At 38.3% G+C, this 16,907-nt stretch carries 15 protein-coding genes; 11 read left to right on the forward strand and 4 right to left on the reverse strand.

Annotation, left to right across the window (positions count from 1 at the left end; genetic code table 11):
* Nucleotide 1: 1 nt before the first annotated feature.
* The 4 genes from OZX58_RS02590 (at nt 2) to whiA (ending at nt 3,508) form a co-directional block, all read left to right on the forward strand.
* The gene (locus OZX58_RS02590) at nt 2-544 is read left to right on the forward strand and encodes a DUF308 domain-containing protein (RefSeq protein WP_277131238.1); all 543 of its coding nucleotides are present in this window, start codon (nt 2-4) and stop codon (nt 542-544) included.
* Between the two features lie 103 nt (nt 545-647).
* Nucleotides 648-1,526, forward strand: a complete 879-nt coding sequence (gene rapZ / locus OZX58_RS02595) for an RNase adapter RapZ (RefSeq protein WP_277141349.1) — start codon at nt 648-650, stop codon at nt 1,524-1,526.
* A 9-nt stretch (nt 1,527-1,535) separates the two neighbouring features.
* A complete protein-coding gene (yvcK, locus tag OZX58_RS02600) occupies nt 1,536-2,573 on the forward strand; it encodes a uridine diphosphate-N-acetylglucosamine-binding protein YvcK (protein ID WP_277141350.1) in 1,038 nt (345 codons plus the stop codon).
* Nucleotides 2,573-3,508, forward strand: a complete 936-nt coding sequence (gene whiA / locus OZX58_RS02605; protein WP_277141351.1) for a DNA-binding protein WhiA — start codon at nt 2,573-2,575, stop codon at nt 3,506-3,508. Before yvcK ends, whiA begins: the two co-directional genes overlap by 1 nt.
* Nucleotides 3,509-3,552: 44 nt before the next feature.
* Here the strand turns inward: whiA and clpP are convergent, their stop codons facing one another.
* Nucleotides 3,553-4,137: an ATP-dependent Clp endopeptidase proteolytic subunit ClpP gene (gene clpP / locus OZX58_RS02610; protein WP_277131243.1), complete on the reverse strand. Its 585-nt coding sequence runs from the start codon at nt 4,135-4,137 to the stop codon at nt 3,553-3,555.
* 171 nt (nt 4,138-4,308) lie between these two features.
* Here clpP and OZX58_RS02615 point away from each other — a divergent pair, with 171 nt between their 5' ends.
* Nucleotides 4,309-6,042 carry an SH3-like domain-containing protein gene (locus OZX58_RS02615; RefSeq protein ID WP_277141352.1) on the forward strand — a complete coding sequence of 578 codons (1,734 nt, stop codon included), beginning with the start codon at nt 4,309-4,311 and terminating at the stop codon, nt 6,040-6,042.
* A 129-nt stretch (nt 6,043-6,171) separates the two neighbouring features.
* Here the strand turns inward: OZX58_RS02615 and OZX58_RS02620 are convergent, their stop codons facing one another.
* Together OZX58_RS02620 and OZX58_RS02625 are read right to left on the reverse strand one after the other, a co-directional pair.
* Nucleotides 6,172-6,372 carry a hypothetical protein gene (locus tag OZX58_RS02620; RefSeq protein WP_277141353.1) on the reverse strand — a complete coding sequence of 67 codons (201 nt, stop codon included), beginning with the start codon at nt 6,370-6,372 and terminating at the stop codon, nt 6,172-6,174.
* Between the two features lie 895 nt (nt 6,373-7,267).
* The gene (locus OZX58_RS02625; protein WP_277141354.1) at nt 7,268-8,707 is read right to left on the reverse strand and encodes an amino acid permease; all 1,440 of its coding nucleotides are present in this window, start codon (nt 8,705-8,707) and stop codon (nt 7,268-7,270) included.
* A 199-nt stretch (nt 8,708-8,906) separates the two neighbouring features.
* On the opposite strand from OZX58_RS02625, the gene OZX58_RS02630 reads away from it, so the two are divergent.
* The 5 genes from OZX58_RS02630 (at nt 8,907) to tpiA (ending at nt 15,027) form a co-directional block, all read left to right on the forward strand.
* Nucleotides 8,907-10,460: an SH3-like domain-containing protein gene (locus OZX58_RS02630; RefSeq protein WP_277141355.1), complete on the forward strand. Its 1,554-nt coding sequence runs from the start codon at nt 8,907-8,909 to the stop codon at nt 10,458-10,460.
* Between the two features lie 363 nt (nt 10,461-10,823).
* Nucleotides 10,824-11,855: a sugar-binding domain-containing protein gene (locus tag OZX58_RS02635; protein WP_277141356.1), complete on the forward strand. Its 1,032-nt coding sequence runs from the start codon at nt 10,824-10,826 to the stop codon at nt 11,853-11,855.
* A 63-nt stretch (nt 11,856-11,918) separates the two neighbouring features.
* Nucleotides 11,919-12,935 carry a type I glyceraldehyde-3-phosphate dehydrogenase gene (gap, locus tag OZX58_RS02640; protein WP_277131251.1) on the forward strand — a complete coding sequence of 339 codons (1,017 nt, stop codon included), beginning with the start codon at nt 11,919-11,921 and terminating at the stop codon, nt 12,933-12,935.
* A 104-nt stretch (nt 12,936-13,039) separates the two neighbouring features.
* Nucleotides 13,040-14,251, forward strand: coding sequence for a phosphoglycerate kinase (locus OZX58_RS02645; protein WP_277141357.1), 1,212 nt, complete (start codon nt 13,040-13,042; stop codon nt 14,249-14,251).
* Between the two features lie 20 nt (nt 14,252-14,271).
* The gene (gene tpiA / locus OZX58_RS02650) at nt 14,272-15,027 is read left to right on the forward strand and encodes a triose-phosphate isomerase (protein WP_277131253.1); all 756 of its coding nucleotides are present in this window, start codon (nt 14,272-14,274) and stop codon (nt 15,025-15,027) included.
* A gap of 57 nt (nt 15,028-15,084) precedes the next feature.
* Here tpiA and OZX58_RS02655 read toward each other — a convergent pair whose 3' ends face one another.
* Nucleotides 15,085-15,918 (reverse strand): Rgg/GadR/MutR family transcriptional regulator, encoded by an 834-nt coding sequence (locus OZX58_RS02655; protein ID WP_277141358.1) that lies wholly within the window; start codon nt 15,916-15,918, stop codon nt 15,085-15,087.
* A 236-nt stretch (nt 15,919-16,154) separates the two neighbouring features.
* Between OZX58_RS02655 and OZX58_RS02660 the strand changes: the two genes are divergently transcribed.
* The gene (locus OZX58_RS02660; RefSeq protein ID WP_277131257.1) at nt 16,155-16,907 is read left to right on the forward strand and encodes a hypothetical protein; all 753 of its coding nucleotides are present in this window, start codon (nt 16,155-16,157) and stop codon (nt 16,905-16,907) included.

Raw genomic sequence — 16,907 nt, forward strand, 5'->3', positions numbered from 1 at the left:
AATGGATAATTTTTCTAGTTACAGAGAACATCGCGGCTTTGATTGGGCTGCATTTCTTGCAGGCGTTTTAATGATTATAGCGGGGTTATTCCTGCTGCGTCATCCGGGTAGGGCTTTGCATGCCTTTGTTTTATTGTTTGCCATTTTGTCGATTGTCCAAGGATTTGTGTGGCTGGCTTTTTATAGTCATTTTCATTATTATATTTCCATTAGTTGGATGTCGATTGTTTCTGGGGTGCTAGATATCTTAGTCGGTATTTTATTCCTGTATTCATACGATGCTGGTGGACTGACGCTTGCTTATCTATTTGCGATTTGGTTTTTATTTGATTCCATTTCGGGAATTATTGTTTCGTGGCATATGCGCCGTCTATCGAGCTTCTATTTCTGGTTTACTATAATTTTAAATATTTTTGGCTTACTGATTGCGGTGAGTCTAATGTTTAACCCAGCTTTATCAGCGCTGACTTTAATTTGGCTGATTTCATTGTGGCTGCTTATTTTTGGAATTAACGAAATTGTGGCGGCATTTGCACGCAGATAATTAATAATGATTAAAGAAGGTCCGTTAAGGGCTTTTTTTATTACTAAAAAGGGTTATGAAACACCCGGTATGTTATAATTTAGATGATAGGAGGCTGGCAAAAATGGCTGACAAGAAAAAGCAATTGTTAATTGTCACGGGGATGAGTGGCGCTGGTAAAACAGTGACGGCACATGCCCTAGAGGATATGGGCTATTTTGTGGTCGATAATTTGCCGCCAACACTTCTGGGGAGTTTTTGGGATTTGATTGTGAGTTCCGATGATTTTACAAAAGTCGCGGTTGTGATTGATTTGCGGGTGAAAAATTTTTACCGGGACCTACTTGATGAGGTTAATTCGCTGGAAGATAACGGTACGGTGCAGACAACGATTGTCTTTTTGGATGCATCAAACGATACCTTGGTGGCTCGGTATAAAGAAACACGTAGATTGCCGCCACTTGCCAGCAGCGGCCGGTTGCTTGACGGAATTGAGGAAGAGCGCCAGATCTTGACAGGCATCCGCAATCGGGCAAACTATATTATTGATACTTCTGAATTAACGACCAAACAGTTGAAACAAAAGCTGCTTGAAGAATTTAGCGACCGGCAAAAGCAGCCGTTTTCGATTGAAGTGATGTCATTCGGCTTTAAGTATGGGATGCCGATTGATGCCGATATTGTGATGGATGTGCGGTTTTTACCGAATCCATTTTATCTGCCGGAATTGCGGCCGTTTACGGGTTTGGACAAGCGGGTGTTTGATTACGTGATGGATAAGAAAGAAACGCAGACTTTTTATGCCAAATTACTTGATCTATTAAAGATTGCCTTGCCTGGTTATATCAAAGAGGGTAAAGAAAAACTGACAATTGCGATTGGCTGCACGGGTGGACAACATCGTAGTGTGGCAATTGCCCAGCAGTTAGCTCGTGATTTAGCTAAAAATGATTATCGAGTAGATATTACACATCGTGAAATCAGCCGCTACACTAGAAAATAGGTGAATTGAATGGCGTATGGAGAAGGAAAGATTATTCGGGTAATTAAAAATAGACGTCCCAAGGTCGTCGTTATCGGCGGTGGGACTGGCTTACCCGTTATTTTAAACGCATTAAAAGACCAAAATGCGGAAATTACTGCAATTGTGACCGTTTCAGATGATGGTGGGTCATCCGGCTCAATTCGTAACTTTATTAATGTTGTGCCGCCTGGTGATATTCGCAATGTATTGGTGGCCTTAAGTGACATTCCGCAAGAGGAGAAGAATATTTTTCAATATCGGTTTGATTCGTCAGACTCATTCTTTTCCGGACACGCAATTGGCAATTTGATTATTGCGGCTTTAAACGAAATGCACGGCAATATCTTTGATGCCGTGCAGTCTTTATCCAAAATGATGCACGTTGACGGGCATGTTTTTCCTGCATCTAACGAACCGCTAACTTTAAATGCGGAGTTTATTGATGGGACAACGCAAGCTGGCGAAAAGGAAATTACCGATAAGGACAAGCAGATTAAGCGCATTTGGGTGACAGATACCAATTCAGATGATGAACCAGAAGCCGTGCTGCCGGTTTTGGCTGCTGTGATGCAGGCTGATGCGGTAGTGCTGGGCCCTGGCAGCTTGTTTACTTCGATTTTGCCTAATTTAATGATTCCAAATCTTGGTCAAGCAGTGCGCGAAACTAGCGCGGAAGTAATTTATATTTGTAATATCATGACCCAATTGGGAGAGACTGACCACTTCTCTGATAGTGAGCACGTTGAAGTGATTAATAATCATTTGGGCGGCCACTATATTGATACGACGCTAGTTAATGGTGCCAAGATTGATATGAGCAAGTTTAATCCAGCGGATTATGATGCTTATTTGGAGCCTGTTAGAAATGACTTTGCTGGACTACGGGCTCAAGGCAGTCGCGTAATTACCGACGATTTTATCGATCAGCGCAGCGGCTTAGTCTTTCATGATGGTAAAAAGGTGGCGCGCGAGATTATCAGTTTAGCGTATGAAGCGATGTCCCGCAGAAAGAGGACTAATAAGTAATGGCGAGTTATGCTAGTAATGTTAAAAAAGAACTGACGGCATTACCAATTCATCCGGAACATGCTAAGGCGGAACTGGCGGCATTCTTGCGGATGAATGGTGTGCTGAACTTTCACGATCACCAATTTAGTTTGGATATTACAACGGAAAATCCGGCGATTGCGCGACGGATTTTTTCCTTGATTAAGACTGCTTATCGAGTTGAGCCGCTGCTTATTGTGTCGCGTAAGATGAAATTGAAGAAGAACAACCAATACCTTGTTCGCCTGCAAAACCATGTGCGTGAAATTTTGACTAACTTAGAGATTTTATCATCAGAATCCGGCTTAATCACGCGCATTCCCAAGCGAATTATTACCTCTAAAGAAGGGGCAATGTCTTATTTACGTGGTGCCTTTTTGGCTAGCGGCAGTGTCAATAATCCCGAGACCAGCCGTTATCATTTGGAGATTTATTCAGCCTATGAGGATCATAATGATGATTTATTGGAACTAATGAACCATTATTTTTTCCTAAATGCCAAAACAACTAAACGGCGGCGCGGATTTATTGTTTATCTAAAAGAAGCAGAAAAAATCGGCGATTTTCTTCATATTGTTGGCGCCTTGAACGCGATGCTCGCCTTTGAAGACTTACGGATTATGCGGGACATGCGCAATTCGGTTAACCGGTTAGTCAATTGTGATACAGCCAATTTGAAAAAAACAGCGACGGCAGCTGCTAAGCAGGTTGACGATATCGAATTAATTAAGCAAAAAAAGGGCTTGGATTCTTTACCGGAAAAGTTGCGGGACTTAGCGCAACTGCGGTTGACTAATCCGGAGTTATCGCTAAAAGAGTTAGCGGAGCAAGTACCCGACGGTCCGATTTCTAAATCCGGTGTTAATCATCGACTTAAAAAATTACATGAATTAGCAGAAAAATTAAGACAATAAAAAAGAGTTCATTTTGAAATGAACTCTTTTTTAGTAGTAACTAACTACTTCTTCTTGTTGACCATGATTTCGTCAATCAAGCCGTAATCCTTAGCTTCTTGCGCGGTCATGTAGTTATCGCGTTCGGTATCCTTAAGGATCTTGTCTAATGGTTGACCAGTAGTCTCGTGAATAATGTTGTTAATCTTTTCGCGGCTCTTCAAAATTTCAGTAGCAGCGATTTGAATATCGGTTTGCTGACCTTGAGCACCACCTAAAGGTTGGTGGATCAAGACTGTTGAGTTTGGCAATGCAAAACGTTTACCCTTGGCACCACTAGTAAGCAAAATAGAAGCCATTGATGCAGCCATTCCGATAGCGATTGTGGAAACATCGGACTTGATAAAGTTCATTGTGTCCATAATTGCCAAGCCAGAAGTGATTACACCACCAGGTGAGTTGATGTAAAGCGAAATATCTTTGGTGTTGTCTTGAGCATCAAGGAAAAGTAATTGCGCAATAATAGTATTTGCCATATCGTCGTTAATTTCGCCGCTTAACATGATAATTCGGTCTTTTAATAAACGAGAATAAATGTCGTATGCACGTTCACCACGAGCAGTTTGTTCAATAACTGTAGGTACAAGCATGTTTCTGCCTCCTAAATTTAAGTTCTAATTATTAGCACTCTAATAAGTACAGTGCTAATTAAATCACTTACATGGGATGCTGTCAATGAAAGTGTATCAATTTTGTATTTTTTGTAATGCCCAACTTATATTACAATATAAGGAGTATATTAAATTTTGGAGGAAAGATTTTTGAAGCATTTTACTAAAATAGCAACAATTATGACGACATTAATGCTGGGCGTTTCAGTCGTAACCAGCTCGTCCGCGGCAGTAGTTGCGGCCGCTACTACCGATTCTGATGCACCTGCTTCAGATACTACCAATTCAGCGACTAAGCCTGACGATACGCAAAATACAAATACCGCTACAACTGATGATAATCAGACAGATAATCCTGCTAAGCCTGATAATACACAGGATACGGCCAATGCTGATAAGGACAAGAAGCCGAAGGCTAAGCCAAAGCAAAAGGTTACCGGTTATTCAATGATGACCAAGGTTGCCGGCAATAAGAATTACAAGGTTTGGAAGACAGTAACTAATGGCAAGGTTCATACTAAGGTTGCTGATGGTAAAATCTATCAATACAACCACATTCAGTCAGATCAATTAATTGAAACTAAAAAGGCTCGTTACTGGAGAATTTATGTTGACGGCCGTGAAGTTGGCTATGTTAACGAAAATTATTTTGCTAAGAATCAAATTTCAGTACCCAAGACAATTTCTTTAGTACGTAATGATAATTATGATTTCTTCTCATCTGATGCAATTTCCTATGTAACTAACGATATGGGAACAGTAATTGACAATGACAGTGTCAAAATTTCTAAGCCAGACATTTCTTGCAGCAAGGCCAAGACTTATAACGTAAAGTACAGTTATGGTTCGGCCAAGGCGACAGTTAAGATAACGGTGAGAAAGAGTACCAGTGAAGGGGTCGTTGATCCAAATGACTTTTCTGCTGTAACTGGCGAGCCTGGTACTAATGATTATCAGACTTGGAAAAAGCATTACGGTTCATCAGTTAACTATATTAGTCCAACTGAATACACGCCTGAAACTGAATCCCATACGTTAACTAGTGGTGATTTGACATTGAAGACCAAGTTTTATCAACCTGTACTCTTGAGTGTTAAAGATCCGTCAGATGATAATATTAACCGTGTCGGCCATATTCCAGAAGGGATGACGGTTTCTAATGGCTGGGCTTACACAAGTTTGTTGAGCCATACTAACTTAATGTCTGGTCATATTGTTGGTTATGATTTAAACAAGTTAAAGGATCCGTATAACGCACAGCACTTGCTTGATATGTCGCAAATAGATTTTAATAATTACGTAAAGCATATTAAGGTTAGTCAATACATCCCAATTGGTCATGGCCAAGCAATGGGTGCAAGCAAGAAGTATATTTACGTGATTAATAACGATCATACGCAAAAGAAGAGTACCGATTCAGTTGAATTGATGCAAATCCGTAAGAGCGATATGCAAATTAACAAGATTTGGACTTTTAAGACTTGGATTGGTGATGATACCCAAACACGTTATTTCCAAAATGGTGTTGTAATGTCAGATTATGATATGTACACGGTTTATCACGATACCAAGAATAATTGTTATGAATACTGGGAATTACAGCGTAAGGGCGACAATTGGTACCCAACGCTTGTAGGTAAGACCAATGGCAACTTTGTTAATAATGGTGCCCCTGTTCAGGGCTTTGCCTATGATCCTACTAATCAGAAGTTTTACTTGGGCTTTAACGATTTGATTTTTAAGATGAGCCGCAACGGTGCAATTGAAGAGGCTTATAAGTTTGATACTGGTCGCGAGATTGAAGGGATGTCAGTCAGCGATAATCAATTATACGTTAACTTGGCCCAACGCGCGGAATTGTTGGTCAGTCTGAAGATTAATTAAAAGAAAAAATAAGAGCTAACAGCTCTTATTTTTTTGTTTTTACATGTTATAATACTTGTATAAATAAAAAGTCCTGTTGGTATCAGGACTTCTTACATGAGTTTCCGCATAAAAGCGGTGACTTAACTATTAGTTAATAATAACCGTTAGTGTGTCAAGACTAGAGCGGTTATTTTTTACTTTAAAATTCTTTAAAGCAGCTCTTAGTTCATTAAGTGCGCTAATTAATTTGGTGGCATTATCAGTTAATTTAATTAAACTACTGATAATTTCTGCTAGTACCCAAATAGTTGCGGCAAATGATAAACCGAAAGCAATAACAATATCCAAGGTGGATACCTGACTAATCCTTTCTGCAAAATTCTAAGCGTTACAGTTGTTACACCATAAATACCACTTTATCAGTTTAGAAATTAGCTTTTTGTCTAATTATCTTGAAATATAGTGAATTCGAATTATATTGGGTTAGTATTATAGAATATTTTATATAGGAGATAATAATTTTATGCAAACTTAAATTATAAATATAATATAAATCAGCCTGTAAAATGGGATATGGATAAGGCGTCAGGATTTAGTATTGGATTTAATATAATTTTACCTATTTTCATTATGATGATAGCTCTTTATGTTTTCATTGATAATAGTAAGAATATTATTAACCAAGCTTTTATATTAATTGTGTTACCGATTTCACTTTTGTGGCTAGTTGCTTCGCTAACATATTTTAGCAGAACTATTTTTTATGTATTGAAGTATGAAATTAAAAGTACTTGGAGAAAATGGGTGTTTAGCTTAGTTGCAATACTTATAATAATAAGCTTTTGCGCAGCTGAATTAAGCAAATATGAAATGTTATTAATAATACCATTGATTCTAGGAACGGTAGATATTATTATTTTTTATTGGGATGATCTCAAACTATACTTTAGCAAAAAATGATATTATTGTTTTTTATAATCAATGTGACTAGAAAATTTGCTTTCAAATAGTATATTAATGTAATTTATTATTTAAAAAATTATAGCAAAGTATATGTGATTATTTCTAAATGATTAACACTTAGAATCTTTATACTTATGGTTCAAATCAAAATAAAAAACGGCAGTAATCATGGACTAAAGAAACGTGATGCTGTCGCTTTTTTATTTTATAGTATCATTTCAGCTTATAAGTAGCTTGAGTACAAAAAATCGCCCTTTTAAGGGGCGATTAAATAATTTGATTAATTCATTTTAGCTTCTTGATGATGCTTAATAGCCGGTAAGATTAAACCGAGAAGGAATAAAACAATTGGCGTTGCAACATTAAGTGCTAATGTAAATGGATCAGGTGAGTACATTCCCATGACACAGCAAGCAGCAGTGACGACAAAGCACCAGATACCAGCTGTAAAGGCTAGACCTTGATGAGTTGTCATTTGATAAGTGTTGTCGGTAACGAATTTCTTATATTGCTTACGCAATGCAATGTAAGCAGCGAAAACCCAGAAGTAACGGATTGGCATAACAATTGAGTTTAATTTAACCAGTTGAGCCATAACAGCTTGAGCGTTTGGCATAACTGCTTGAAGAAGAATTAAACCACCGGATAAGGCAACAATCAGCCAAATACCGTTGATGTACGCACCGTGCTTATTTAATTTGAGCAATTTCTTAGGGATGAAGTCTTTGGCTTCCTTGCTGCCCAAGAGCATTCTTAGTGGCGCATCAATACTGATAACTAAAGTTGAGAACTGACCGATAACGTTGCACCAAGAATAAATATACATGAACAAACCACCAACGTGGTAGTATTGACCTAATTTATTGAAGGCCATGTAAGGGCCGTTTGAAATATATTCATTCAGGTTGCTGCTGACAACTTTAGGATCAAACATCATTGCCATTGCAATGGTACCTAAAATTGCTGAAACCATAACCATTACGGCTAGACCAATCATTGCTTTCGGGAAGTTCTTGGTTGGGTCCTTTAACTTGTTAACGTACGGTGAAATCTTTTCAGCCCCGCCGACAGCGAAGACTAGAATTGACAATGAAGTGAAATACTTCATATTAAATGTCGGCATGAAGTTCTTCCAGTTCCAGCTAATATTGAAGTAGCTGGCATGTGGGTTAATCAAAGGTGCTGCAAACATCATGATGATGAATAAAATTGACATCACAAACATTGAAGTACCAGCGATTGTTGATAAGGTCTTGATAACCTGAACACCGCGGCTGGCAACCCAGCAGAAGAAGAGGAAGACTACAAGCGTGGCAAGCTGTGTCCAAGCAGTTGGCACGCTGTCGTACCAGTTGGTATTACCAAAGATACCCCAGGCCATACCTCTTAGACCACCTGTTCCTTTACTAGAAATATAAACGATATGGACAGCCCAGAAGGTCCAACCAGCGTAATAGGCCCATTTTGGTCCCATTGTTGCGTTGACCCAAGAGGCAACCCCACCTTCGGAATCTTTGAAGACGGAACCGAGCTCACCAACCATTAAGGCGTAAGGGATAAAGAATAGCAGGAAGATCATAATCCAGCTAAAGATAACGTGAGTTCCATCAAAATAAACAAACCCGTTAACAACGTTACCAAAGCTCCAAACGATGGAGAAGGCCATTGTTGCTAGGGTTGTCCACAACATTTTCTTAGAATTGTCGTGTGTTTCAATCATGAAATAATATTCTCCTTTCAAATAATAATTAATATTGTACACTAGGATGAATTAAAAATCTCTTGTTTTTCGCAAGTTGTTAGCCGTATAGGAATTCTTTCTGAGAAAATTATGAATTATATAACACTGGTTACCATTGAATGCAGCTTATAATTGTGCAAAACTGTAATTATGCTGTTAATTAGAGAGTAGGAGAATTATGAAGAAGATCCAGATTGGGAAACGTCTACTAGTTGGTGCAATCGCTGCAACTAGCTTATTTGTGTATGGTAATTATCGCGTGGTTAATGCCAAGAGTTACAGTAAGGCTGTGACAAAAGTGGCAGGAGACGGCAATTATACGATATATCATCATGCTTCAACTAAGGGACCAACTGGTGCATTTACGTCATCCAAGTATTTTAAGCATGCTAATCTGCAGTCGAAGCAGTCTGTGACAACTAAAAAGGGGAAGTTTTGGCAAATTATTGTTGATGGGCGAACTGTTGGTTGGGTCAACCAGAACTTTTTTGCTAAGAACAAAATTGTAGTGGCCAAAAAGGTTAGTCTAGTTGAAAATAGCAGTTATGATTTTCCAACGCGGGATGCCATTAGCGTTGCTGCAGATAGTCAAGGAACGGCAATTAATCCGAGCGATATTAAGGCTTCGCCAGCTAAAATTAACACAAGTAAGCCGGGAACGACTACTGTTAATTTTCAATACGGCAGTGCCAAGGCAAGCGTTGAAGTGACTGTGCGTGACAATCAAAATGAAGGAATTGCCCGAGCTGACCAAATGCCAAAGAGTGGTCCGACGCCGGTTTCTACTTGGAAGGGTAGTTCCAAATCGTCGTCACGCAATTGGAATGCCAAACATCATTATGGTTTTGAAACTAAGTCTAATACATTTAAAGCTGGTGATTTAACACTGAAAACCAAGCTTTATCAACCGCGATTTGTTAGCTTGGACTACAATAAAGCCGCTGATAAGATGGGCCAAGTTGGTGTAATCCCAGAAGGAATTACGGTAAACGGCAATAATTTTACAGTTGCGGTTTTCAATAATAGTAGTGATGACAAAGGGCACCTGGTATCTTATGACTTAGCCCATATTAATAAGTATCGCGCCCAAAATTTACCGGGATTAAGTTGGTCAACATTTAAAAAATATGCTTCTCATATTAAGGTGAGTCCTTACATTAAATTAGGCCATGGCCAGTCGCTCGGTTCTTCCAGTAAATATCTTTATGTGATGGCTAATAACAATAAGCTTCATAATTCCAGTGCTTCTGAAGAAATCTTACAAATTCGCAAGTCTGACATGCAGATTAATCAGATTTGGTCGTTTAGAATTGCAAACGGCAATTCAGCGCGCTACATCCATAATGCAACATTTAGTGGTGACAACACGATGTACTGCTTATTCCATAATGGCAGCAATGGTCGCTATGAATATTGGAAGGTGACTAGAGATGGTGATATGTGGACGCCAATTGAAGTTGGTGCTACGCAAAGCAACTTTATTGGCAATGGTTCGCCAGTCCAAGGTTTTACCTATGATGCAAGTCACAATCAATTTTATATTGGCTTTAACGATTATCTGTTCCGCGTTGGTCAAGACGGCACTTATAAAGGAAAAAATAAGTTGCACGTCAAAAGAGAAATTGAAGGTTTGGCAGTTTCTGGGAGTAAACTTTACGTTGAATTTGCCCAACGTGGTGAGTTAACGGCAGGAAAAACAAAAAAGCAGCTTCATAAGAAGCTGCTTTTTTAATATGGGTCCCCTGAGAGTCGAACTCAGATTTTAAGAACCGGAATCTTACGTGCGATCCATTACACTAAGGACCCAATTAAGCACATCAACAAGTATACCAGAAAGGAGGCAAAAATAAAAACTTTTTTGCAAAAATTCGCTAAAAAGTTCTCTTGTCACTAAAAATGCTTATATTTTATGCCATTTTAATAATTAATATTTCACTTGAATTATTTGCAAAGCATTGTTATACTGTAAGTGTCGATGGAGGAATAGAAGATTTTAGTATAACAAGTCTATATTTCTCTTATATTTTTAGACAATCTGGGACATTAAGTGACACGCTGCGGGTCATAATTGTCCCAGCAGGGAGGAGAAAAGATTATGTACTCGGAATTCCCCGTGCTAGAAGCTCTCGTTCCTGATATCTTAAAAGTGTTTCGACAGAGGTATCTTGTTCTTGAGCAGATTTCACTTAATGCGCCAATTGGTCGCAGAAGTGTAGCGCAGGCTTTGGGACTTTCTGAAAGAAATGTGCGAACGGAGACGGAATATCTTCGTGATCTCGGCTTGATTGAGATTAAGAGTTTTGGCATGTTTATGACAGAAAAGGGTAAGAAAACCTTGCAGGACGTGGCTCCTTTGATTGACCGGCACTACAATGCTCGGCAAACAGAGGTTGAATTGGCTCAGAAGCTAGGGATTGACCGGACAATTATTGTTCCGGGTGATAGCGACTTGCAAGAACGAGTTTATGAGCGAATGGGTGAAGAACTAAGTTCGGCTTTGAATTTGTTTTTGCCGCTTGGTAAGTCAATTATTACCGTTTTAGGTGGTGTTGCCCTTGCTAAATCTGCAAAGTATTTGTCCAAGAACTTGAGTGATAACCGGCAGTTAGAATTTGTACCGGGACGCGGTGCACTGGGCGAGAATGTTGCAATTCAAAGTAACACTATTGTTCAAGAAATGGCCGCAAAAACCGGCGGAAAATATAAGACTTTATATTTACCTGAACAAATTTCAACGCAAACGTATAAGTCTCTCATTAGAGAATCGACTTTTGCGGATGTTTTGGAAGATATCGCCAAAAGTGATGTTGTTATCCATGGCATTGGTTTAGCTCATGATATGGCTCGGCGCAGAGGGTATGATTCAATTCGCTTATCCGAATTGCGCGAAAAGAAAGTGGTCACCGAATGTTTCGGGTGTTTCTTCGATGACCGAGGAAAGATTGTCGACCGCGTGCAACAGGTTGGCTTGCAGTTCGAAAATCTAAACAAAATCCCGCACATATTTGCCTTTGCTTGCGGCAGCCGTAAGGCTCAAGCAATTAAAGCTTATATGCCTAATGCTCCTCATCAAACCTGGTTAATTACTGATGAAGGAGCCTCAAATAAGATTTTAAAGGGGATATAAGTCTCATTTAAAATAAATTGGTGTTTACAATTCTTACATAGTTCTTAAGGAGGACTTTAGAATATGACAGTTAAAATTGGTATTAACGGCTTTGGCCGTATTGGTCGTTTAGCATTCCGTCGGATCATGGATTTGGGCGAAAAGTCAAAGGATATTGAAGTTGTTGCTATTAACGACTTGACCACCCCTGCACTTTTGGCACACTTATTGAAGTATGACTCAACTCATGGTACTTTCAACCATGAAGTTTCAGCAACTGAAGACTCAATCGTTGTTGACGGTAAGAAATATCGCGTATACGCTGAACCACAAGCACAAAACATTCCTTGGGTTAAGAACGACGGTGTTGACTTCGTTCTTGAATGTACTGGTTTCTACACTAGCAAGGCTAAGTCACAAGCTCACCTTGACGCTGGTGCTAAGAGAGTCTTGATTTCAGCTCCTGCTGGCAACGACTTGAAGACTATTGTTTACTCAGTAAACGATGACACTTTAGATGCAAACGACAAGATCGTTTCAGCTGGTTCATGTACTACTAACTCATTGGCTCCAATGGTTGATGCTTTGCAAAAAGAATTTGGCATCAAGGTAGCTACTATGACTACTATCCACGCTTACACTTCAACCCAAATGATTTTGGATGGACCTGTTCGTGGTGGTAACATGCGTGCTGCTCGTGCTGCCGCAGCTAACATTATTCCTCACTCAACTGGTGCTGCTAAGGCTATTGGTCTTGTTGTTCCAGAATTGAACGGTAAAGTTAACGGTCACGCACAACGTGTTCCAGTTGTTGATGGTTCATTGACTGAATTAGTTTCAATCCTTGACAAGAAAGTTACTGCTGACGAAGTTAACGCTGCAGTTAAGAAGTACGAAAGTCCTTCATTTGCTTACAACGATGACGAAATCGTTTCAAGCGACGTTATCGGTATGACTGCTGGTGCCATTTATGACCCAACTCAAACTATGGTAACTACTGCTGGTGACAACCAATTAGTTAAGACTGTTTCATGGTATGACAATGAATACTCATTCACTTGCCAAATGATTCGTACTTTGTTGAAATTTGCTACTCTTTAATCATTAATTTTTGATTACTGCTGATAGTAAAAGAGAAGGCGGAGGGAAATTCTTCCTTCCGCCTTTTTTTGAAAGAAAAATAATTGAGTTATCGGAGGATATAGATGGCTAAATTAATTGTTTCAGATTTAGATGTCAAAGATAAGAAAGTTTTAGTTCGGGTTGACTTTAATGTCCCGATTAAAGATGGCGTAATTGGCGATGATAATAGAATTGTTGCCGCATTGCCAACAATTAAATACATTATTGAAAACGGCGGCAAGGCAATTTTGCTTAGTCACTTGGGTCGGGTTAAGTCAGACGACGATAAAAAAGAATTGTCACTTAAGCCAGTTGCTGAACGTTTAAGTGAACTCTTGAAGAAGCCTGTAACTTTTGTACCTGCAAACGAAGGTCAAGAAGTTGAAGATGCTATCAACAAGATGCAAGATGGCGATGTTATTGTTCTTGAAAATACTCGTTTCCAAGATATCGACAACAACTTTGGTAAGCGTGAATCTAAGAACGATCCTAAGCTTGGTGAATACTGGGCAAGTCTAGGCGACATGTACGTTAATGATGCCTTTGGTACCGCGCACAGAAGCCATGCTTCTAATGTGGGAATTGCTGAAGCAATGAAGAAGGCTGATAAGCCTGCAGCAGCTGGCTACTTGATGGAAAAGGAAATCAAGTTCTTGGGTGACGCTGTTGCTAACCCAGTTCACCCATTTGTTACCATTTTGGGTGGTGCTAAAGTTTCTGACAAGATTGATGTTATTACCAACTTGATTCCTAAGTCAGACCACATTTTAATTGGTGGTGGAATGGCTTATACATTCTTAGCTGCTCAAGGACACAACATTGGTAAGTCATTGTTTGAACCTGACAAGGTTGACCTTGCTAAGCAATTGCTCAAAGAAGCTGATGGTAAGATTGTTTTGCCAGTAGATAACTTAGCAGCAACTGAATTTTCAAATGATGCTTCTCGTGAAGTTGTTGGTGACGATATTCCTGACAACATGATGGGCTTAGATATTGGTCCTAAGACTGTTGAGAAGTTTAAGAAAATCTTGAAAGATGCTAAGACAGTTGTTTGGAATGGCCCAATGGGTGCCTTTGAAATGTCCAACTTTGCTAACGGTACTTTAGAAGTTGGTAAAGCTTTGGCAGAACTTAAAGATGCCACAACTATTATTGGTGGTGGTGACTCAACTGCCGCTGCTAAGCAATTAGGAATTGCACCTAAGATTACTCACATCTCAACTGGTGGTGGTGCTAGTTTGCAATACCTTGAAGGTAAGGAATTACCAGGAATTGCCTGCATTTCAGACAAGTAAATTAAGGAGGGAACGTTATTATGCGTACACCAATTATTGCTGGTAACTGGAAATTGCACATGAATCCAGAACAAACAACTGAATTTGTTGATGCAGTTAAGGGTAAGTTGCCAGAATCTACTAAAGTTGAAGCCTTAATCTGTGCTCCAGCTGTTGACCTTGATGCTTTAAGAAAAGCTGCTAAGGGTTCAGAATTAAAAGTCGGTGCAGAAAATGCCTACTTTGAAGATGAAGGTGCCTTTACTGGTGAAACTTCACCTAAAGTTTTAAAAGAAATGGGTATGGATTACTGCATTATCGGTCACTCAGAACGGCGTGGTTACTTCCACGAAACTGACGAAGACATTAACAAGAAGGCTAAGGCTTTGCTGGCTAATGGTATTACACCAATCATCTGCTGTGGTGAATCACTACAAAGACGTGAAGCTAACCAGCAAGAAGAATGGGTAGTTGGTCAAATTGAGGAAGCTTTAAAAGGCTTATCAGCTGAACAAGTTGCTAGTTTAGTAATTGCTTATGAACCAATCTGGGCAATTGGTACTGGTAAGACTGCTAGTTCAGACCAAGCCGAAGAAATGTGTAAGACAATTCGCGACACAGTTAAGAACCTTTATAATGAAGAAACTGCCGCAAATGTTCGCATTCAATATGGTGGTTCCGTTAACCCTGACAATGTTAAGGAATTAATGGCTAAACCTGATATTGATGGTGGTTTAGTCGGTGGTGCTAGCCTCAAGCCAGATTCATTCTTGGCTTTGGTTAATTACCAAGACTAATAATATTTAAAAACCAGCTACTGCAATAAGCAGTGGCTGGTTTTTAGTTTGGAATATTTAATTGTGTAATTTTTGTTTATTGTTAATCTCGTCTTTAAGTGGCTGAGCAACAGTGGTGGCACCAATTTTATCAAGTAAGTCGGCATAATATAAAGCTTGTTCATAGTCTTGACCGCAGAGAGCAATTTCAGAATGACAAAGAAGTGACTTATCATATTGACCAACTTCTTGTGCTAATTTATCAGCCTGAGTTAAAGTATCTTTTGCTTTTTGATAATTTTCTTTATCAATGTGTAAATTACTTAGATTAATTAAAACATTTAGTTTGAGTATTTTAAGAAAAGGATAATAGTTATCGATTGTGTATAAAATCTTACTAATGATTTGCTTGTTAGTTTCATAGTCAAAAGCATAGGCAATCATGTTTAACAAGCAAATATCAGTAATTGTTAGAATTTTAATCTTGCTTAAATAGTCGTTCCAGATAGGTTGAACTAATTTTTTAGCTGGTTCCAAACCATCTTTTTCATTTAGTAATAGAAATGCTTTTAATACTAAAGAGATTCGCTTGAGATCGCTATCATTAGAAGCAGAACAATCTGCAATGATTTTTTTAATTTTGTCAATTTCAGTACTAAATTCTAAATTAAGTAGTTTGTACAGAATTTTATTCTTTTTTGTAGGTAAATAATCTCGTTGAACATATTCAAATTCGTTTAGGCCTAAGCTAAGTCGAGAAATCATTTCGTTAGCATTCTCCCGTGAAGGGTATACTTTGTCTGATTCAATCTTAGATAAGGTACTGCGATCAAATAATCCTTCAGCTAACTCCTCCTGACTGATTGAGCGTGATAAACGTAATTGTCGGATAGTTTCACCAAATGTATTCATAAATATATATCATCCTTTTTGTTATTAATATATAATAATTATACTAAACTGTTTTATGATTTTAAATGTGTGCAAATTTTGCACACATTTTTAAAAAAGGTTGGGATATGATGAATAAGTGATATAGAAAAACGTTTTAGAAATTACTACAGGTCATTTAGAATGGCGTCCTTGATGCAGGTTTAACGGTTCTCATCAGAGAATCGTTGTTTTTTTAAGAATGAAGGAGCTCAGTTATGAGCAAAATTAATCAATATCGTGGTGTAAATAAGATTAGTTGGCTGATTTTTACAACTGCCATCATTATTTATGCCGCACTTGTTTTGATTGTGAATAATAAGATTGCGGTTGGTTATCCATTATATTATCGGGCAATAGAAGGGAATTTTTCTCCAATCTACTTTGAATATAACTTTATTCCCGTGATAATTATCTTTCTTGGTTATCAAATAGCAACGCCATATTGGTTTACTAGTTTTAGAGAATGGTCATTGTTGCGCAGCAAACATAATATTATTTTTGAGCAAATAAAAAATAGCTTTGTAATTACTGTTAGCTTTGTATTTGTGAGTTGGTTAGTATCATATATTTTGCTTCTAATTTTCAATGGCAGTAATCCAATTCTACCTATTAAAACCGGATTAATTGGTTTCAGCGGAAGTTTTTTGGGGACCGTTGGTCTGCTACTGGTAACAGTGGTAGTAGATTTTGGCATAATTCTTTTACCACTAATTTGCAATTTGTTTTTGAAGAAAAAGTGGCAGGTATTTGCGTTAGCAATATTACTTAATTTCTTTTTGCCGATTTTTTTATTTATGCTAAAAATTCTGCCTGAAGCTGATATGCCAATTAATCTGTTAAATATATTTACTACTGCTACAAAGCCAAATCAATTGTTACAACCGATTATTTTAATAATTGTGACGGTTATTTGTGAAATTGTAATTATTTATGGATTGAATAAATTTCATGAAAGGACAGAGTATTAA

Source organism: Lactobacillus sp. ESL0680 (genome assembly GCF_029392855.1).
GTDB lineage: Bacteria > Bacillota > Bacilli > Lactobacillales > Lactobacillaceae > Lactobacillus.